Source organism: Microbacterium sp., from assembly GCF_047602155.1.
In the GTDB taxonomy this organism is placed as follows: domain Bacteria; phylum Actinomycetota; class Actinomycetes; order Actinomycetales; family Microbacteriaceae; genus Microbacterium.
The window spans coordinates 1262961-1284661 of the sequence record NZ_JASGHZ010000001.1 but is presented as its reverse complement, the minus strand read 5'-3'; the positions used below and the strand labels follow the sequence as shown (position 1 = coordinate 1284661).

Here is a 21701-nt window from a genome sequence, read left to right as displayed (position 1 = left end):
CAGGGATTCGGCAGGCGGCATCCGCAGAATGATCGAATGGATGCCGCGACACAGCCGATCGACCGTCCCGCCCGTCGTCGAGCGGCGACCGTGGGGTTCGTGCTCGGCGCCATCGTCGTCTGCCTCACCGCCACCGGGCTCTTCCTGCTGACGGCGTTGATCGCCGTCTTCAGCGGACCGTTCGCCAGCGTCGATCGCACGCTCGGCCGCCGGATTCTCGCCGTGGGGACGATGGGCACCAACGCCGTACAGTGCGCGGCGATTCTCCTGGTCGCGGTGCTGGTGTCGCTGGGCATCGTGTGGGCCGGGCGGCGCTGGAAGTCGCTGCGGTGGACGATCGTCGGGGCGTTCAGCACGGTCGTCATGCTCGGGGCGTTCGCGCTGCTGACATCGGTCATGTCCGATCGCATCGGCCACGAAGCCGCCGGGGCCGCGGATGCCGCCGACGCTGCCATCGCCGCCGCGACCGGTCCTGCGGCTTCTCCCGCACCGATCGGACCGGAGCCCGCGCCGACGGCCGACGCGCTCAGCTACGACGAGGCGCGCGCCGAGTTCGACCGGATGCTCGACCTGACGCTGTCGGCCGTGCCCTCGGGGCCTGTCGACGCGGACGGGAGCGTGCTGCTGGCATCCGACATCGACGTCACGGTGGGCGCCTGCAACGAGACGGGCGCGAACAACACTGCGGTCTTCACGCTCGCCGCCCGCAACGGCGACAACGCTGCCGCGCTCACGGCGATCCTCGCCGCGTGGGATGCCGCCGGCTACCTGCCCGACCGCGCGATGCAGACCGACATCCGCTACAGCCCGACGCTCCCGATCGAGCGCGCCGACTTCGTTTCGCTGTCGGTATGTCCCAACTGAATCCGGACCCGATGCAATAGGGATTAAAATCCAGATCAGGCAGTGTGCTCCCCGCGTCCGCGGGGATGATCCCATCGTGCCGGCGATCTCCGACGTCATCGGGTGGTGCTCCCCGCGTCCGCGGGGATGATCCCGAACGCTCGACGATGTCGCAGAACCGTTGTTCGTGCTCCCCGCGTCCGCGGGGATGATCCCGTCGAGAGTGTGACGCCGAGGCTGTGCGGAAGGTGCTCCCCGCGTCCGCGGGGATGATCCCCGCACCACCATTGGCGACTGGGAGGCGGGCCGGTGCTCCCCGCGTCCGCGGGGATGATCCCGCCGCAGCCGAGGAGTCCGAAAAGCGCATCACGTGCTCCCCGCGTCCGCGGGGATGATCCGGCCTCGGCAAGTCCCAGGACGCGCTCAGCGACGTGCTCCCCGCGTCCGCGGGGATGATCCCAACCCATCGAACGTCACGGTCACGATCAGGAAGTGCTCCCCGCGTCCGCGGGGATGATCCCCCGAACTGCTGCAACTGCCCACCACCGGACGAGTGCTCCCCGCGTCCGCGGGGATGATCCCACGACACGCCGCACACAATCCACGTTTGCGTGGTGCTCCCCGCGTCCGCGGGGATGATCCCACGCGGCCCCCGGCCACACCCGACGAGACGCCGTGCTCCCCGCGTCCGCGGGGATGATCCCACGTTCTGGATGTCCATCAGGCTGGGCGGTCGGTGCTCCCCGCGTCCGCGGGGATGATCCCGTACACCTGAACGGCGGGCCGTGGCACGGCAAGTGCTCCCCGCGTCCGCGGGGATGATCCCGAGTCACGCGGCGGCGACACCGAACAGCTCGCGTGCTCCCCGCGTCCGCGGGGATGATCCCAGCGCGGCGGACTGGAACGCGCCCATGGGGACGTGCTCCCCGCGTCCGCGGGGATGATCCCGGTTGATGCTGGTTCCATCGTCACCGGCGCCTGTGCTCCCCGCGTCCGCGGGGATGATCCGGGCTGTGTCAGTTCGGACTTGACGCGTCGATCGTGCTCCCCGCGTCCGCGGGGATGATCCCCACGACGACGATGGGGACGCCCTAGTCGTGGCGTGCTCCCCGCGTCCGCGGGGATGATCCGTCTTCCGGCATATGCCAGGTGGCGTTGATCCCGTGCTCCCCGCGTCCGCGGGGATGATCCCGCTCAAGCGCGGCATGGATCTGGGTGGGACGGTGCTCCCCGCGTCCGCGGGGATGATCCCTACTGTGCGCTCGAAGGGACTCGAACCCCCAAGTGCTCCCCGCGTCCGCGGGGATGATCCCTCGGCGCGTGTCTGGTATGTCGAGGCGATGGGGTGCTCCCCGCGTCCGCGGGGATGATCCCCTCGCGGCCTTCCCGGGTGACACCGCGGAACGGTGCTCCCCGCGTCCGCGGGGATGATCCCAGCGCCGGGTCGATGGCGCCCTGGTGGGGCGCGTGCTCCCCGCGTCCGCGGGGATGATCCCCAGGCGTAGCTCCCGACAACGATGGTGCCCGCGTGCTCCCCGCGTCCGCGGGGATGATCCGCGACCCGGGGGCGCCGCGCGATGACGTGGTCTGTGCTCCCCGCGTCCGCGGGGATGATCCGGTCTGCACGGGAGTCATGCCGTACTCGACGCCGTGCTCCCCGCGTCCGCGGGGATGATCCCACCATGGCTACAGGAGACGCGGCCCTCGCCGCGTGCTCCCCGCGTCCGCGGGGATGATCCGGCGGCGACGATGGCGGGCCACTGCGGGCGCGCGTGCTCCCCGCGTCCGCGGGGATGATCCCTCCGAGCCCTCGCCACCGACCTCGACGGCGCAGTGCTCCCCGCGTCCGCGGGGATGATCCCGCTGTCCCTCGACCGCGACACGGATAGCCGCCGTGCTCCCCGCGTCCGCGGGGATGATCCCCCATCGCGTCCATGCGGCGGGCTTCGACCCTGGTGCTCCCCGCGTCCGCGGGGATGATCCCCCATCACAGACCCGACCGCGACACCGCGGCCCGTGCTCCCCGCGTCCGCGGGGATGATCCCGGCAGCAGTGGTCTACGCCGTCGACGGTGCTGGTGCTCCCCGCGTCCGCGGGGATGATCCCACGCCCCTGGTGCAGGTCGGTGGGGCCATCGCGTGCTCCCCGCGTCCGCGGGGATGATCCCAAGTACAACACTGCGGTCGACGGGGCGACCTCGTGCTCCCCGCGTCCGCGGGGATGATCCCGGGCGCGTGCACGCACCCTCGGACTACAGGGGGTGCTCCCCGCGTCCGCGGGGATGATCCCCCGACCGTGACGGCCCAGTGGTCGCCCGCACGGTGCTCCCCGCGTCCGCGGGGATGATCCCGCCTGGACCGTCACCCTCGCCTTCCGTGAGGTGTGCTCCCCGCGTCCGCGGGGATGATCCGGAGGGCGTGTTCTCGGATGCGATGACGGCGAGGGTGCTCCCCGCGTCCGCGGGGATGATCCCATAGTGCACGAGATCCCCGGGCGACCTGATCCGTGCTCCCCGCGTCCGCGGGGATGATCCCGCCTCAGTGCCCGTCACGGCGGAGTAGATCGAGTGCTCCCCGCGTCCGCGGGGATGATCCGCAGTCTGCATGCTCGCGGTCTTCATCCAAGCGGTGCTCCCCGCGTCCGCGGGGATGATCCCGTCACGGTCACGATCAGGAACCTCCACTGAGGGTGCTCCCCGCGTCCGCGGGGATGATCCCTCGGTGGCGGGTGCGGTGCCCGGCTTGAAGCTGTGCTCCCCGCGTCCGCGGGGATGATCCCTCCAGGTCGTCCACAAGCGCGTTGCGGTCGCCGTGCTCCCCGCGTCCGCGGGGATGATCCCTGGGGCGCGGCACCAGCGATGCAAGCCCGCATGTGCTCCCCGCGTCCGCGGGGATGATCCCTCGTCGATTGCTTTCGTCGCGGTTCCGGCGGCGTGCTCCCCGCGTCCGCGGGGATGATCCCAAGTTCACCGCATCCGCGTACGTGGTCACATCGTGCTCCCCGCGTCCGCGGGGATGATCCCTCGGTGGCGGGTGCGGTGCCCGGCTTGAAGCTGTGCTCCCCGCGTCCGCGGGGATGATCCCAAGTTCACCGCATCCGCGTACGTGGTCACATCGTGCTCCCCGCGTCCGCGGGGATGATCCCGTGACCAGCTCCATGGCGAGCACCGCGTCGACGTGCTCCCCGCGTCCGCGGGGATGATCCCGCGTCCAACGTGCTCATCTCGTCAACCCTCGGGTGCTCCCCGCGTCCGCGGGGATGATCCCGCCTCCAGATACACACGATCCGGCGCCGGGCGGTGCTCCCCGCGTCCGCGGGGATGATCCCACACAGAATCACCGGCTCCCACGTGCTCGCGAGTGCTCCCCGCGTCCGCGGGGATGATCCCATCGATACCATCGCGGAACAGTGGCGGCGGATGTGCTCCCCGCGTCCGCGGGGATGATCCCCTGACACTCAGTCTCCATCCGGTTTGACACTGAGTGCTCCCCGCGTCCGCGGGGATGATCCCCCGCGGAACATGCCCCACTTGTAGAACCGCTCGTGCTCCCCGCGTCCGCGGGGATGATCCCGCCGTAGAGCCAGAGGCGGGCGGAGGGTGAGGGTGCTCCCCGCGTCCGCGGGGATGATCCCTCCGTGCCGGGGTCTGCGATGAGTGCCGGGATGTGCTCCCCGCGTCCGCGGGGATGATCCCAAGGTCTACGGCCTCCAGGACAAGACCATCCGGTGCTCCCCGCGTCCGCGGGGATGATCCCCCGCCTACCACCGCGCCGCCACCACTGCCCACGTGCTCCCCGCGTCCGCGGGGATGATCCCGAGCGAATCGGCGTGCTCGCGACCCGCCTCGAGTGCTCCCCGCGTCCGCGGGGATGATCCTGGGCATGGGGTCACTCCACGGCGAGGGAGGGCGTGCTCCCCGCGTCCGCGGGGATGATCCCCCAGCGAACGCGTTGGCCGCGACCTCTTGGAAGTGCTCCCCGCGTCCGCGGGGATGATCCCGCTCGCCATCGGGCTCGCGCGCACCGCGCCGTGTGCTCCCCGCGTCCGCGGGGATGATCCCGGGACGATCACCAAGACCGGGTTCCAGACGTTGTGCTCCCCGCGTCCGCGGGGATGATCCCTCTCGCCTCGGCTCGCTTCCCTCTCTCTCGAAGTGCTCCCCGCGTCCGCGGGGATGATCCCGACACGCCGAACAACCTTGTAGAAAAGTCACAAGTGCTCCCCGCGTCCGCGGGGATGATCCCCAGGCTCGGGTTCATCGCCCCGATCAGTGATGGTGCTCCCCGCGTCCGCGGGGATGATCCCTCGGCCTGCGACAGTCCCAGTAGGTGGCGTGTGTGCTCCCCGCGTCCGCGGGGATGATCCCGCTGACCGCGTAGCTCCCGAAGACGTCGATCAGTGCTCCCCGCGTCCGCGGGGATGATCCGTTCACGCTCCCGGCGTCGGCCACCGCAGCGTTGTGCTCCCCGCGTCCGCGGGGATGATCCCAAATCAGCCCCTCGGCGCGATGACTGAGGGGCGTGCTCCCCGCGTCCGCGGGGATGATCCCGTCTTGGCGCCTCTGCGGCTCTTGTAGGTCTTGTGCTCCCCGCGTCCGCGGGGATGATCCCGCCGACGTACGCACCGTGCAGCGAGCAATCGGGTGCTCCCCGCGTCCGCGGGGATGATCCCGGGCCTTCGATGGCGTGCAGTACGAGCATGGTGTGCTCCCCGCGTCCGCGGGGATGATCCCGTTTGAATGTTTCCATGAATGCGTTACGAACCGTGCTCCCCGCGTCCGCGGGGATGATCCCAACCATCTCGCGTCGACGCTCGGGCTCTCCGAGTGCTCCCCGCGTCCGCGGGGATGATCCCGGATCGTGGCGCGCAGCGTGAACCGTGGCGAAGTGCTCCCCGCGTCCGCGGGGATGATCCCGCGAACACCGCGGCGGCATCGTTCGAGCTCCCGTGCTCCCCGCGTCCGCGGGGATGATCCCCATGTGCCACTGCCGTTGCCCACCCAAGACCCGTGCTCCCCGCGTCCGCGGGGATGATCCCGTGACCTGGATGCCGACGCGACGGAGCGACGCGTGCTCCCCGCGTCCGCGGGGATGATCCCGCGAGTACTAGCGCGGAGACCGCAACGACACCGTGCTCCCCGCGTCCGCGGGGATGATCCCGCACGATGTCCCCCTCGGATCACAGCAGCGACGTGCTCCCCGCGTCCGCGGGGATGATCCCCCGAATGGTCCGCAGCGCTCGCACAACACGCAGTGCTCCCCGCGTCCGCGGGGATGATCCCAACCTCTAAGGGGAGAACACCATGGCTACAGGGTGCTCCCCGCGTCCGCGGGGATGATCCCTGATAGGCCGAGTCGTCGTACCGGCGCTGGAGGTGCTCCCCGCGTCCGCGGGGATGATCCCTCATTATCAGCGATGAGGCGGCGGAGGCTGAGGTGCTCCCCGCGTCCGCGGGGATGATCCCGACGGGCGCGTCACCGGGATCTCGATCGCCCGGTGCTCCCCGCGTCCGCGGGGATGATCCCTTGAATGAAATGCCCATCACATACATTGATGGGTGCTCCCCGCGTCCGCGGGGATGATCCCGCTTAGGAGAACGCATGTCCACTGATGCTAAGGTGCTCCCCGCGTCCGCGGGGATGATCCCTCGGAGGGCTTCATCGCGGTGGACGACTTGCGGTGCTCCCCGCGTCCGCGGGGATGATCCCGGTGGCGGTAAGACGCTCGCGATGATCGCGACGTGCTCCCCGCGTCCGCGGGGATGATCCCCAATACGAGGCCCACACGATCAGAGCGAAGACGTGCTCCCCGCGTCCGCGGGGATGATCCCGCGCGGCGCGACGCGTTGTGCTGTTCAACGCGGTGCTCCCCGCGTCCGCGGGGATGATCCGGTGGACCCGCGGGTCATCGTGTCGGGCACGGTGTGCTCCCCGCGTCCGCGGGGATGATCCCGTGATTCGCTACCAGGTCGGCTCGGTGCCGGAGTGCTCCCCGCGTCCGCGGGGATGATCCCTGGAGCATCAATCCCGCTTTCGACGCGACCGGGTGCTCCCCGCGTCCGCGGGGATGATCCCGCCGCCAAGAACACCACCAGCGCCACCACCCAGTGCTCCCCGCGTCCGCGAGGATGATCCCTTGAATAAAATGCCCATCACATACATTGATGGCGTGCTCCCCGCGTCCGCGGGGATGATCCCAGGTTCAATCGAACCGCTAAGTTCATTGAGCGGTGCTCCCCGCGTCCGCGGGGATGATCCCGTGTGCATAGAGTTTTGTTCCATCATCTTCCAGGTGCTCCCCGCGTCCGCGGGGATGATCCTACGGTTCGGGCCGCGCCGCAACATACGTGCACGTGCTCCCCGCGTCCGCGGGGATGATCCGTTGCAAGAGGGCGACCGCCCGAAGGGCTGGGCGTGCTCCCCGCGTCCGCGGGGATGATCCCCTGGTAGCGAATGATATCCCGGATAACTCCGTGTGCTCCCCGCGTCCGCGGGGATGATCCCCGAACTCGACGGGATCAACGCCCGCCTCGCGCGTGCTCCCCGCGTCCGCGGGGATGATCCCTGCAGCGTGCCGGCGTCGATGATCACGTGTTCGTGCTCCCCGCGTCCGCGGGGATGATCCCGTTGTGAGGCGGTGCCCGACCCACGCGGTACCGTGCTCCCCGCGTCCGCGGGGATGATCCCGACAGGTTCGCGGCGACGCTGGCGCTGCCGTCGTGCTCCCCGCGTCCGCGGGGATGATCCCTCGCTGAGTCCCACGAGCGCTCCAGTGGCAGAGTGCTCCCCGCGTCCGCGGGGATGATCCCGACTGCTCGGATAGCTCCGTCTTTCTGCGACCGTGCTCCCCGCGTCCGCGGGGATGATCCGCCTTCCCGACGTGAGCGCGCGGATAAGAGCCCAGTGCTCCCCGCGTCCGCGGGGATGATCCCAAGCCCAACCGCTCCGCGCTCGTCACGACGCTGTGCTCCCCGCGTCCGCGGGGATGATCCTGGGACACTCCAGAGCAATGGCCAGCTGTCCGCGTGCTCCCCGCGTCCGCGGGGATGATCCCCCCGACGCGAAAGACGCCCCCATCCCAGAGGGGTGCTCCCCGCGTCCGCGGGGATGATCCGTCCCGGAGCCCCGTCAGCAGGTGCTGCAGGGAGTGCTCCCCGCGTCCGCGGGGATGATCCCGTCCACATTCCCCGCCTCGCGACCGGCACCGTGTGCTCCCCGCGTCCGCGGGGATGATCCCGCACCGAACTTGACCTGGCTGAAGGTCGGGTCGTGCTCCCCGCGTCCGCGGGGATGATCCCGACGTGGCGCCCGTATTCGAGTGCCACACGTCGTGCTCCCCGCGTCCGCGGGGATGATCCCTCGCTGATCCCCTGGAGGGAGCCCCCTTCCGAGTGCTCCCCGCGTCCGCGGGGATGATCCCAGTTCCCAGTCGGCGACCTCAACGACGTTCTCGTGCTCCCCGCGTCCGCGGGGATGATCCCGTGTACTCGATGCGGTGCATGCCGCGCGCGTCGTGCTCCCCGCGTCCGCGGGGATGATCCGTGGCCGTGTGTCTCGGCCCGATCAACCCGGCGGTGCTCCCCGCGTCCGCGGGGATGATCCCTCGGAGAGCCCCTGGAGGGAGCCCCCTTCCGAGTGCTCCCCGCGTCCGCGGGGATGATCCCGCAATCGGCGACCCGACGATCGGGCTGCTGAAGTGCTCCCCGCGTCCGCGGGGATGATCCCGCAATCGGCGACCCGACGATCGGGCTGCTGAAGTGCTCCCCGCGTCCGCGGGGATGATCCCGCGATCTGGTCGGATCCGAACAGCGCCTGGTCGTGCTCCCCGCGTCCGCGGGGATGATCCCACGAGCGCGGAGTACGACGCGACCCGCCTGCGGTGCTCCCCGCGTCCGCGGGGATGATCCGGGGCCGTGGGTCTACGCGTACACGACGTGGAGGTGCTCCCCGCGTCCGCGGGGATGATCCCGCCGTGAGGCGGTGCCCGACCCACGCGGTACCGTGCTCCCCGCGTCCGCGGGGATGATCCCTCTGCTGCGGTCGCCTCGTCCAGCGGGGCGTCGTGCTCCCCGCGTCCGCGGGGATGATCCGCCGCCTCCGACTCCTGCGACCAGGACGCTCGAGTGCTCCCCGCGTCCGCGGGGATGATCCCGCATCTCAACCGACACGAGAGACACGGGCGCGGTGCTCCCCGCGTCCGCGGGGATGATCCCACGGCCCGCATCGGAGCGCCCACACCCGCATCGTGCTCCCCGCGTCCGCGGGGATGATCCCTGTCCGCCACCCGCACCATCACCCGACGCATCGTGCTCCCCGCGTCCGCGGGGATGATCCCGGGAATTTGAAATCGGCGTCGGGTTCGGGGTCGTGCTCCCCGCGTCCGCGGGGATGATCCCCGTTAGACAGCAATGAAAGGAAATTCAAACATGTGCTCCCCGCGTCCGCGGGGATGATCCGGAGTACGCCGCTTGGATGAAGACCGCGAGCATGTGCTCCCCGCGTCCGCGGGGATGATCCCCGTGTCGGCCATCAACCACCGCGACGACACCGGTGCTCCCCGCGTCCGCGGGGATGATCCCAAGAAAAGGGAGGTCGGGTCATGAAGACTCGGGTGCTCCCCGCGTCCGCGGGGATGATCCCTGAGCTTCGCGCAGGATCACGAGACGGCCAGCGTGCTCCCCGCGTCCGCGGGGATGATCCCGTGAGCGCCTCCTTGGCCGCAACGATGACCTTGTGCTCCCCGCGTCCGCGGGGATGATCCAGCGGCGAGCATGAGGTCGGTGGGGTCTGCGGCGTGCTCCCCGCGTCCGCGGGGATGATCCCCGTTCGACGTCGACGACTACATCGCCGACTCGGTGCTCCCCGCGTCCGCGGGGATGATCCCGTGCCGGTCGGAGACGTGATGGTGAGCAGCTTGTGCTCCCCGCGTCCGCGGGGATGATCCCAAGTCAGCCGGATCATCCCCGCGTCACACGGGGTGCTCCCCGCGTCCGCGGGGATGATGACACCTTGTAGGTGACGGAGGCCGGCCCGTCGGGGTGCTCCCCGCGTCCGCGGGGATGATCCCGGGACGATCACCAAGACCGGGTTCCAGACGTTGTGCTCCCCGCGTCCGCGGGGATGATCCGCCCGGTCAGTGCGCCCGACCCGTACCCGTTGCGTGCTCCCCGCGTCCGCGGGGATGATCCCTGTTGCAGCTGCCCACCACCGGACGACAGCTGCGTGCTCCCCGCGTCCGCGGGGATGATCCCAAGCCCAACCGCTCGGCGTTGGTCACCACGCTGTGCTCCCCGCGTCCGCGGGGATGATCCCCCGAAATGGGGTCATGATGTCGGCATGATGAAGTGCTCCCCGCGTCCGCGGGGATGATCCCAGTCCGCGCTGATCGTGCGGGCCATCACGAAGGTGCTCCCCGCGTCCGCGGGGATGATCCCGACGCGCTCCCCGCGACGGGCACGGTGATCGCGTGCTCCCCGCGTCCGCGGGGATGATCCGTACGGGCACGTGGCACTCGCGACCGGCGACGGGTGCTCCCCGCGTCCGCGGGGATGATCCCATGATCGACGGGACCGACGTCATCAGCCGGGAGTGCTCCCCGCGTCCGCGGGGATGATCCCTAGCAAAAATCGGTGGAAACACGCTAACCAATGTGCTCCCCGCGTCCGCGGGGATGATCCCGCGTCCATCCCGCCGGCGATCCTGTCGACGAAGTGCTCCCCGCGTCCGCGGGGATGATCCCCCCCTACCAAATCGGTTATCCACAGGTAGCAGGTGCTCCCCGCGTCCGCGGGGATGATCCCATGCTTAGCTACCTCAGCACGGGAGGGGCGATGTGCTCCCCGCGTCCGCGGGGATGATCCCCACGTCATTGCTTTTCCCCCTTGGCTTGAGCGGTACTCCCCGCGTCCGCGGGGATGATCCCGCGGGCTTCAGCGCGGTGCCGAACCCTCGGAAGTGCTCCCCGCGTCCGCGGGGATGATCCCCATTCCTGAAAAGCGATTCGCTCGCCGGTAGCGTGCTCCCCGCGTCCGCGGGGATGATCCCATTATTGGACACGAGAGGGTGGTAACGGACTTGTGCTCCCCGCGTCCGCGGGGATGATCCCCATGTCATGACAATGGTCCTCCCCTTTGCGATGTGCTCCCCGCGTCCGCGGGGATGATCCCGCCTGCGCTCGAGTCTCTACGATCCGGTCAGCGTGCTCCCCGCGTCCGCGGGGATGATCCCTCGTGCCTCCAGGCCGTGGAGGGCATGCGCGAGTGCTCCCCGCGTCCGCGGGGATGATCCCACCATCTTGAGCACGGGCTCGCCGAAGTTCCTGTGCTCCCCGCGTCCGCGGGGATGATCCCCGTGCCCGGATGCCGCGGACCGCGTCGACGTTGTGCTCCCCGCGTCCGCGGGGATGATCCCAAACCCAACCGCTCGGCTCTTGTCACCACATTGTGCTCCCCGCGTCCGCGGGGATGATCCCTCGGTGAAGCCTGATCAGCAGGCGATGGGTCAGTGCTCCCCGCGTCCGCGGGGATGATTGTCGCGGTCGAGGGACAGCGTTCGGATGGGCGCAGTGCTCCCCGCGTCCGCGGGGATGATCCCCGTGCCCGGATGCCGCGGACCGCGTCGACGTTGTGCTCCCCGCGTCCGCGGGGATGATCCCCCGGATCATAAGCACACGCAGGAAGGCGTCACGTGCTCCCCGCGTCCGCGGGGATGATCCCCCGGCGAACGTGGCCATCCAGTCGGGTGCGGTGTGCTCCCCGCGTCCGCGGGGATGATCCCGTGCCGTATACGCGTCGCCTTACCTTGAGTCAGTGCTCCCCGCGTCCGCGGGGATGATCCCGTGTCGATGGGAGGGATGCCGTAGGCCCCGCAGTGCTCCCCGCGTCCGCGGGGATGATCCCTCCACATTTATCGAGGTGACTGCCTCTGCCTGGTGCTCCCCGCGTCCGCGGGGATGATCCCGACCTCGGCCGTGTGATCAGCTCCAGCACCGTGTGCTCCCCGCGTCCGCGGGGATGATCCCTCACGCGGTTCTACGGTGCAGGTATCGCCCTCGTGCTCCCCGCGTCCGCGGGGATGATCCCATGTTCACAGGTAACAAAGCCTAACGAAAGGAGTGCTCCCCGCGTCCGCGGGGATGATCCCCGTTCTGCCCGCCCACGGCAGGATCGGGAAGGGTGCTCCCCGCGTCCGCGGGGATGATCCCACGCCAGTGTCCAGACCGTTCGTCGCGTCCAGGTGCTCCCCGCGTCCGCGGGGATGATCCCCGTTCTGCCCGCCCACGGCAGGATCGGGAAGGGTGCTCCCCGCGTCCGCGGGGATGATCCCACGCCAGTGTCCAGACCGTTCGTCGCGTCCAGGTGCTCCCCGCGTCCGCGGGGATGATCCCCGTTCTGCCCGCCCACGGCAGGATCGGGAAGGGTGCTCCCCGCGTCCGCGGGGATGATCCGCCCTTGAACTGGAGCAGAGTCGCGTCCAGCGTGGTGCTCCCCGCGTCCGCGGGGATGATCCCGATTACCGGGATATTGTACGTTTCGCCACGAAGTGCTCCCCGCGTCCGCGGGAATGATCCCGCTAGAGATTAACACTAAAAATGCTAGGCGTAGTGCTCCCCGCGTCCGCGGGGATGATCCCTTGTCTACCTCGGCGTTGGCGTCGCGGTAGCCGTGCTCCCCGCGTCCGCGGGGATGATCCCGGCGCCACGCGCGAGGAAGCGCAGGACGCCGTGTGCTCCCCGCGTCCGCGGGGATGATCCCTCGCCATCGAGCGCGACGTCGAGTTCGGCGGGGTGCTCCCCGCGTCCGCGGGGATGATCCCAGGTGGCCCCACAGCGCCAGCGCGGAGAGGCTGTGCTCCCCGCGTCCGCGGGGATGATCCCACGAGCGCAGAGTACGACGCGACCCGGCGGCGGTGCTCCCCGCGTCCGCGGGGATGATCCCGACATCGGACTACCCGACGGCACAGCGAAGCGGTGCTCCCCGCGTCCGCGGGGATGATCCCGAGCGGCGACAGGTTCGATCAAGGGAACGAGCGTGCTCCCCGCGTCCGCGGGGATGATCCCACACGGCCTCCTAGATGAGTGAGTCCGTTTGGCTTGTTTGGCTCTGACGCGGCGTGGACGCTGTTAATGCGAGGCGGAGGGTGTTAACCCCGGTGTGTGAAAACTGAACTCAACACCCTCCTGATCACACTCTACGTCCACCTCGATGACCGGATCCTTCCAGCGATCGGCTTCACCCGGGATCGTTCACCGGGCCGTAAGCCCGCGCTCAACGACGTCGAGCTGTTGTGTCTGCTGGTCGCGCAGCATCTGCTCGGGATTGCGTCGGACCGTAAGTGGATCCGGCACGCACGGAAGCACTTCATCGGGATGTTCCCGAACCTGCCTGGACAGTCCGGATGGGGCAAACGCGTCCGGCAAGCCACTGGGCTGCTGTCGGCGGTGATCACCGAGCTCGCTCGCGACACCCCGTCCTGGGGTGAGATCACCCGGCTGGTCGACTCGACCCCGGTGCCCTGCGCCGCGTCGAGGGAGACCGTGAAACGCTCCGACCTGGCCGGGCATGCCGGCTACGGGTACTGTGCATCCCACTCCCGATACTTCTGGGGGTTCCGGCTCTACCTTGTCTGCACTCCCGACGGGATGCCCGTGATCTGGGGGCTCGCGAACCCGAAGATCGGAGAACGCGAGGTCACCGAGGCACTACTCCGGCACGACCAGCATCTCGTCCGCCCTGGACAGGTGATCGTCGGCGATAAGGGGTTCGCGGGCCGCGAGTTCGAGGCCTTCATCACCGACGAACTCGGCGGACACCTGATCCGTCCCGACCGGAAGGACGAGAACCCCAGGTTCGGGAAGCTCGGCGGCATCCGGCAATGGGTCGAGTCCGTGTTCGACACATTGAAAGGACAACTCACCCTCGAAGACCACGGCGGCAGAACACCCGCAGGGGTCTACTCCCGCGTCGCCGCCCGCCTCCTCGCCCTCGCCGCCGGAATCTGGCACAACTGGCTCACCGACGCCCCCAACAAACGATCCCTCATCGCCTACGACCACTGAAAACGATCGGACTCACCCATCTAGAGGACTGCGACGTCGGCGGTGCTCCCCGCGTCCGCGGGGATGATCCCGCGTTCGCTGGGTTCGGTCCCGCGGGTGCCGTGTGCTCCCCGCGTCCGCGGGGATGATCCCGAGGCCCGCGCCGCTGCCGCAGCGGTCGGCGCGTGCTCCCCGCGTCCGCGGGGATGATCCCCCAACGACGCCGCCGCCGCGGTATACGCGGACGTGCTCCCCGCGTCCGCGGGGATGATCCCTCCCAGTAGGTGTGCATCTTCTCGGCCAGGTCGTGCTCCCCGCGTCCGCGGGGATGATCCCTCCCTCGGGGGTGGTGTCGCGGGGATCTACCAGTGCTCCCCGCGTCCGCGGGGATGATCCCGCGGGATGCGCGACGCGCAGCGCCGCACCGAGGTGCTCCCCGCGTCCGCGGGGATGATCCCAGTCCGCGCTGATCGTGCGGGCCATCACGAAGGTGCTCCCCGCGTCCGCGGGGATGATCCCCCGAAATGGGGTCATGATGTCGGCATGATGAAGTGCTCCCCGCGTCCGCGGGGATGATCCCGCGAAGACAAGACCACGTTCGTGATCCGGTCCGTGCTCCCCGCGTCCGCGGGGATGATCCGGTGGTCTTCCCGCCCTGACGCATCAGCGTCACGTGCTCCCCGCGTCCGCGGGGATGATCCCGATGGGTGAACCAGATACTGGACTTCTTCGACGTGCTCCCCGCGTCCGCGGGGATGATCCCTCTTGGCCGCGGATCATGCGGGCGCACTCACGGTGCTCCCCGCGTCCGCGGGGATGATCCCATCGACGTCACTGCGCTCGCCGACCAGCTGCGGTGCTCCCCGCGTCCGCGGGGATGATCCCGCAATCGGCGACCCGACGATCGGGCTGCTGAAGTGCTCCCCGCGTCCGCGGGGATGATCCCGGTATCCCCCAGTCGTCCGTTATCGCCCATGCGTGCTCCCCGCGTCCGCGGGGATGATCCGAATCTGCAGGAGATCGCCGCCGCGTGGCCGGCGTGCTCCCCGCGTCCGCGGGGATGATCCCCCGCAGTCGGCCCCTGCGCGGTGGCCTCGTCCGTGCTCCCCGCGTCCGCGGGGATGATCCCTTGACCGTCTTGAAGTAGGTGCCGTCGTAGTGGTGCTCCCCGCGTCCGCGGGGATGATCCCGTCATCCGCAACACTTCCGGGTCGGGGGCGACGTGCTCCCCGCGTCCGCGGGGATGATCCCAACGCCATCCTTCCGATCGGCAACGAGCAGCAGTGCTCCCCGCGTCCGCGGGGATGATCCCGGAACCTCTCCATCGGGTGGGTAGTTGACGGGGTGCTCCCCGCGTCCGCGGGGATGATCCCGGCCCGTACGGGGTCGTGACGAAGGAATGGTCGTGCTCCCCGCGTCCGCGGGGATGATCCCGCGTAGCTCCCGAACCAACTTCTTGTTTGAGTGTGCTCCCCGCGTCCGCGGGGATGATCCCGATCCATGTGTTCCACACGTCGGAGATGAACGGTGCTCCCCGCGTCCGCGGGGATGATCCCTCATTGACGAGCCTGAGAGCCTTGTCGACACCGTGCTCCCCGCGTCCGCGGGGATGATCCCAGGTACACCGTAGAGGCATATGAGCCCGGCGTGTGCTCCCCGCGTCCGCGGGGATGATCCCGCATGTCGCGCCGCCGAGGAATGCCAGCCCAGGTGCTCCCCGCGTCCGCGGGGATGATCCCCACGCGCCGAAGATGAAGACCTCTTCGTGCTCGTGCTCCCCGCGTCCGCGGGGATGATCCCCGCCCGACCCTCGTCTCCCACGTGGCCCCGGTGTGCTCCCCGCGTCCGCGGGGATGATCCCACCCTCGCCGACGTGGCGAACGTCGACACGCGCGTGCTCCCCGCGTCCGCGGGGATGATCCCAGCTCGCCTGCATACTGAATGCCCTCGACACTGTGCTCCCCGCGTCCGCGGGGATGATCCCTCCGAGAGCCCCTCCAGGGCACCAGAGGCAGAGTGCTCCCCGCGTCCGCGGGGATGATCCCAGCTGCCACTTCTCGGGGAAGTCGTCCGTCGAGTGCTCCCCGCGTCCGCGGGGATGATCCCGTCGTGAGGCGGTGCCCGACCCACGCGGTACCGTGCTCCCCGCGTCCGCGGGGATGATCCCACGTGGGGTGCTCTGATCCCCATGATCGACGAGTGCTCCCCGCGTCCGCGGGGATGATCCGATCATCCGGTTCCTGACCCGATAGAGCAGGGGGTGCTCCCCGCGTCCGCGGGGATGATCCCCGCCCGACCCTCGTCTCCCACGTGGCCCCGGTGTGCTCCCCGCGTCCGCGGGGATGATCCCCGACGAGCTCGAGCAACGGCTCTGCGGTCAGCGTGCTCCCCGCGTCCGCGGGGATGATCCCTCCCCTGTGCAGAGCACCGGCAGCGACTTTATGTGCTCCCCGCGTCCGCGGGGATGATCCCCGGGCAGGCCCGCCCTCGCGCTTCATCACGCCGTGCTCCCCGCGTCCGCGGGGATGATCCCTTTCTCATGTCTTCCTCTTCCTCCCTAGGAGTGTGCTCCCCGCGTCCGCGGGGATGATCCTGGCATTCCGTTGACATCGCGGTGCTCGACCGGGTGCTCCCCGCGTCCGCGGGGATGATCCCGCCACGATCCAGTACGTCTGCGACAACGCCACGTGCTCCCCGCGTCCGCGGGGATGATCCCTCCTGCGGCGGGGGCCAGCTCCACTCGCCGGTGTGCTCCCCGCGTCCGCGGGGATGATCCCTGGACGAAGTGGTGGCTGTACGTTCATCAGGGGTGCTCCCCGCGTCCGCGGGGATGATCCCGTCGAGACGCTGCTGGGCAGCATCAGCAACGCCATCGGCGACCCGTGCTCCCCGCGTCCGCGGGGATGATCCCACCCTTGCGGCTGCCCGGTCCCGCCAGAACGAGTGCTCCCCGCGTCCGCGGGGATGATCCCCAGCTCTGGAAGCTTCGTGACTTGCTGGTGGCGTGCTCCCCGCGTCCGCGGGGATGATCCCGTGTTTCGTGTGCTTGACCGGGGCAGCCAGTAGTGCTCCCCGCGTCCGCGGGGATGATCCCTGCAAGGGCATGTCCTTGCATTCAGCCGAATAGTGCTCCCCGCGTCCGCGGGGATGATCCCGCCTTCTGCTCCAGATGGCACTCGCAGTTGCAGTGCTCCCCGCGTCCGCGGGGATGATCCCACTTTCTGGAGCTTCGCGGAGACGGCCGCGCCCGTGCTCCCCGCGTCCGCGGGGATGATCCCTGGACTTCCCCGGGCGGTGCCGGCGACGTCGCGTGCTCCCCGCGTCCGCGGGGATGATCCCGCTGCATCCATGACCGGGCCTACTTGCCGTTCGTGCTCCCCGCGTCCGCGGGGATGATCCCCCAAGTGATCCCGACCCACCCGGTTCCTCAGCGTGCTCCCCGCGTCCGCGGGGATGATCCCAGAATGCGCAACGGGGAAGATTGAACGCGGCGGTGCTCCCCGCGTCCGCGGGGATGATCCGATCGGTCGCCGTGATCGCGTACCCGTCATCGCGTGCTCCCCGCGTCCGCGGGGATGATCCGAAGATGAGCGGGTTACTCGCCGTCCCCTTCACGTGCTCCCCGCGTCCGCGGGGATGATCCCTTGCGACACGCCGCGATCAATTCGCCAATTTGGGTGCTCCCCGCGTCCGCGGGGATGATCCCCCTCCGCGTTCAACCGAAGCCGCCACCCATTGGTGCTCCCCGCGTCCGCGGGGATGATCCCGACGAAAGGGACGCGTGCTCGTCGACGCCGTCGTGCTCCCCGCGTCCGCGGGGATGATCCCGGTCACCGCCCATTGTGCACGGTGCGACACGACGTGCTCCCCGCGTCCGCGGGGATGATCCCGTGCCCGCCGACTACGAGTATCGGCAGATCGAGTGCTCCCCGCGTCCGCGGGGATGATCCCCTTGTCTCGGGGGCGGTGTTCACACCCACCGAGTGCTCCCCGCGTCCGCGGGGATGATCCCCTGAACTGCCAGGAACGCGTCACCGGACGGGTGTGCTCCCCGCGTCCGCGGGGATGATCCCGGCAACCCCGCAATCGGGGTCCACTCGTACGAGTGCTCCCCGCGTCCGCGGGGATGATCCCGTCACCGTGACCCCGATCGGCAGGACATCGTCGTGCTCCCCGCGTCCGCGGGGATGATCCCTGGCACATCGCGGTCTGCCCGGCTGTGCCGGCGGTGCTCCCCGCGTCCGCGGGGATGATCCGTTCTTCGTGCAGGAGTGGACGAAGACCGACACGTGCTCCCCGCGTCCGCGGGGATGATCCGTGGTGGCTGTTCGTCCACCAGGGCGCAATGGTGTGCTCCCCGCGTCCGCGGGGATGATCCCCCGCCGAGCGCACTTGGCCCGGCGCCTACCTCGTGCTCCCCGCGTCCGCGGGGATGATCCCCCCGTCAAGTGTTCCTGACGGGGTTCTCGTTGGTGCTCCCCGCGTCCGCGGGGATGATCCCGTCACCACGATCACATCGCCCGCCGCCACCCCGTGCTCCCCGCGTCCGCGGGGATGATCCCTTCCGGCCCGGTCCCGGTTCGCCTGGTCGGCGGTGCTCCCCGCGTCCGCGGGGATGATCCCAGCAGATCGAAGGTGGCGGCGGCGGGTGCGGGGTGCTCCCCGCGTCCGCGGGGATGATCCCCCGCCCACGAGGTTCATGCCCGCGCCACCGATGTGCTCCCCGCGTCCGCGGGGATGATCCCAGTCAGCACGCAGGCGGGCCTCTGATAGTGCTGTGCTCCCCGCGTCCGCGGGGATGATCCGTGCTCGGCACCGGGTACGGGGTAGAAGAACTCGTGCTCCCCGCGTCCGCGGGGATGATCCGGTCGAGCTCATCACCGACCCGATCCCATTCGAGTGCTCCCCGCGTCCGCGGGGATGATCCCGGGCAAGTGACCTCCATCGAATGGGGTCGAAGGTGCTCCCCGCGTCCGCGGGGATGATCCCGTCGTCCAGGGATAGGCGGGCCTCGATGGGAGGTGCTCCCCGCGTCCGCGGGGATGATCCGACCTCCAGGCCGCTACCCGGCACCTGGCACCCGTGCTCCCCGCGTCCGCGGGGATGATCCCGACCATCCCGCAGCACCAGGCCGGCATCATGCGTGCTCCCCGCATCCGCGGGGATGATCCCCGATCCCACATGTCGGACTCGGCGAGATCGTCGTGCTCCCCGCGTCCGCGGGGATGATCCTGGCAGATCACCCAGAAAGACGCCGCAACCGGTGTGCTCCCCGCGTCCGCGGGGATGATCCCACGGCCACGTCCTCGGCGCCGTTGCCCGGCACGTGCTCCCCGCGTCCGCGGGGATGATCCCAGGTACGGTGTGGCACCCAGTCCGTCATCGACGTGCTCCCCGCGTCCGCGGGGATGATCCCGTGCGCGGCCTCGTCGACCGGATCGGAGTCCTGTGCTCCCCGCGTCCGCGGGGATGATCCGTCCACGGATGTGGCGACGATCCCGAAGGCGGTGTGCTCCCCGCGTCCGCGGGGATAATCCCCGGAGGAAGAGGAAGACGACATGGGCGACTTCGTGCTCCCCGCGCCCGCGGGGATGATCCCCCGCCGGTTGGTTGGCTGTGGTCGGACTGTGAGTGCTCCCCGCATCCGCGGGGATGATCCCGCCACCGTGCAGAGCGGCGTGAGCTGGTCGCCGTGCTCCCCGCGTCCGCGGGGATGATCCCCAACCGCCGTACTCGGCCAGGAACACGCTCCGGTGCTCCCCGCGTCCGCGGGGATGATCCCTCGCCCTCCACCGTTGACGGAATTCCGGCGTCCGGTTTACCGGCATCGTGCTCCCCGCGTCCGCGGGGATGATCCCGCAACCGGGGCGTCGTCGGTGACGTCGAGCGTGTGCTCCCCGCGTCCGCGGGGATGATCCCGAGGACTCCGCGACGTTGCGCGCAGTCTGGCTGTGCTCCCCGCGTCCGCGGGGATGATCCCGGCGCGTCCTTCCCCCGGGTGACCGCCTCGAAGTGCTCCCCGCGTCCGCGAGGATGATCCCCCTCCCGCGTACCGGTCGAGGTCGGTGTCGGAGTGCTCCCCGCGTCCGCGGGGATGATCCCGGGTAGAGGCGGACGGCGTTGTCGGCGCCACCGTGCTCCCCGCGTCCGCGGGGATGATCCGTCGTCGCGGGCCTCGCGGAGCTTGTCAGCGCCGTGCTCCCCGCGTCCGCGGAGATGATCCGGACCACACCATGACCAGCCTCACCCTCCCCACGTGCTCCCCGCGTCCGCGGGGATGATCCCTGATCGCCTCGGTGTCGTCGCCGTGCTCGGCAGTGCTCCCCGCGTCCGCGGGGATGATCCCTTCGTTCTTGAGCTGTCTCACTCTCGAACAAGGTGCTCCCCGCGTCCGCGGGGATGATCCGGCCGGCAAAGCGACCGGCGGCAAGGGGCCGATGTGCTCCCCGCGTCCGCGGGGATGATCCCCAGTAGCGGGACGGGGAACGCGGCGCAGGAGCGTGCTCCCCGCGTCCGCGGGGATGATCCCCCGTTCCTCGTCCTCGGCGGTGTCGCCGTCAGGTGCTCCCCGCGTGCGCGGGGATGATCCCACGGTTGCCGGGTTGTACACGCGGAGCATGAGGTGCTCGCCGCCTCCCGTTAACAGCGCCCACGCGAAATCAAAGCCAAACAAGCCAAACGGACTCACTCATCTAGTGTCGCGTTTCTGAAGTTGGTTGACGGTTGGCTTTCGCGAGGATCTGTTCCGGGGTCTTGGTCCAGACGAAAGGATGCTTCCGGTCGTTCCAGCCAGTGATGAATTGTCTGATCTTCGCGTTGAGGTCGTTCACGCTGGTGAAGATTCCGCGGCGGATGGCCTGCTTGTCGATGATTCCGAACCAGACTTCGACGAGATTCAGCCAGGATCCTGATGTCGGTGTGAAATGGACGTGGAAGCGGGGGCGTTGCTCGAGCCAGGCCTTCACTTCCGGGGTCTTGTGGGTGGCGTAGTTGTCCATCACGAGGTGCAGTTCGACGTCGGGGTAGGCGCGGTCGATTTGCCGCAGGAACGCCAGGAACTCCTGCCGGCGGTGCTTCGGCTTGACCGCTCCGGTGACGTGCCCGGTCGCGATCTCCAGCGCGGCGAACAGTGTCGTCGTGCCGTGCCGTTTGTAGTCATGGGTGCGCTTCTCAGCGTCCCCGATGCGCATCGGCAGCATCGGCGCGGTGCGATCCAGCGCCTGGATCTGGCTCTTCTCGTCCACGCACAGCACGATCGCGTTCTCCGGCGGTGCGAGGTACAGACCGACGACGTCCGTGACTTTGCCGACCAGTTCCGGATCGGTGGAGAACTTGAACGTCTCCGACTTCCACGGCTGCACCCCGTACTCTCGCCACGCCCTGGCAACCGTTGCGTTCCCGATTTTCAGATGCCTGGCCAGCAGCCGGGATGACCAGTGCGTTACCCCGTACTTCTTCGGCGGCGAGGTCAACGTCGCAGCGACGATGTCCGCGTGGTCCAGATGACGTGGTCTTCCGGACCGATCCGCGTCGCCCAAACCCGCGATCCCGAGCTCTTCGTACCGGGCCCGCCACTTCAACACCGTCACGACCGACGCATCCGTGAGCTCAGCGATCCGCGTATTCGCGACTCCCTCCGAGGCCAGCAACACGATCCGCGCCCGCTTCGCATCACCCGCACGCACCGTTGTCGACCGGAGCCAGCCACGCAGCATGGACTCGTCGCCATCGAACAGCCGCAGCGCAGGAGCCGGAGAATTCGCCATAGCCAATTCTCCCAACCATCCAACCCTTTAGGAACTAACGACACGCGACACTAGTGT

General features: G+C 69.6%; 3 protein-coding genes and 2 CRISPR repeat arrays. Of the genes, 2 read left to right on the top strand and 1 reads right to left on the bottom strand.

Translation table 11 applies throughout. The features are described from left to right. Positions 1–36: 36 nt before the first annotated feature. Complete coding sequence (locus tag QM720_RS06010; RefSeq protein WP_415125235.1) at positions 37–864, top strand: hypothetical protein; 828 nt, start codon at positions 37–39, stop codon at positions 862–864. Between the two features lie 44 nt (positions 865–908). Then, positions 909–12900: direct repeats of the CRISPR family, unit length 29 nt; unit sequence GTGCTCCCCGCGTCCGCGGGGATGATCCC. A 96-nt stretch (positions 12901–12996) separates the two neighbouring features. Then, positions 12997–13899, top strand: a complete 903-nt coding sequence (locus QM720_RS06005) for an IS982 family transposase (protein ID WP_415124060.1) — start codon at positions 12997–12999, stop codon at positions 13897–13899. Positions 13900–13940: 41 nt separating this feature from the next. Continuing rightward, positions 13941–20468: a CRISPR direct-repeat array (repeat unit 29 nt; unit sequence GTGCTCCCCGCGTCCGCGGGGATGATCCC). Between the two features lie 102 nt (positions 20469–20570). On the opposite strand, the gene QM720_RS06000 is transcribed toward QM720_RS06005, so the two are convergent. After that, positions 20571–21644, bottom strand: coding sequence for an IS630 family transposase (locus QM720_RS06000; RefSeq protein WP_415125234.1), 1074 nt, complete (start codon positions 21642–21644; stop codon positions 20571–20573). Between the last annotated feature and the right edge of the window lie 57 nt (positions 21645–21701).

Coding starts and splice junctions, on each gene's coding strand:
- QM720_RS06010 (WP_415125235.1), top strand. CDS start 37: ATGGATGCCGCGACACAGCCGATCGACCGTCCCGCCCGTCGTCGAGCG.
- QM720_RS06000 (WP_415125234.1), bottom strand. CDS start 21,644: ATGGCGAATTCTCCGGCTCCTGCGCTGCGGCTGTTCGATGGCGACGAG.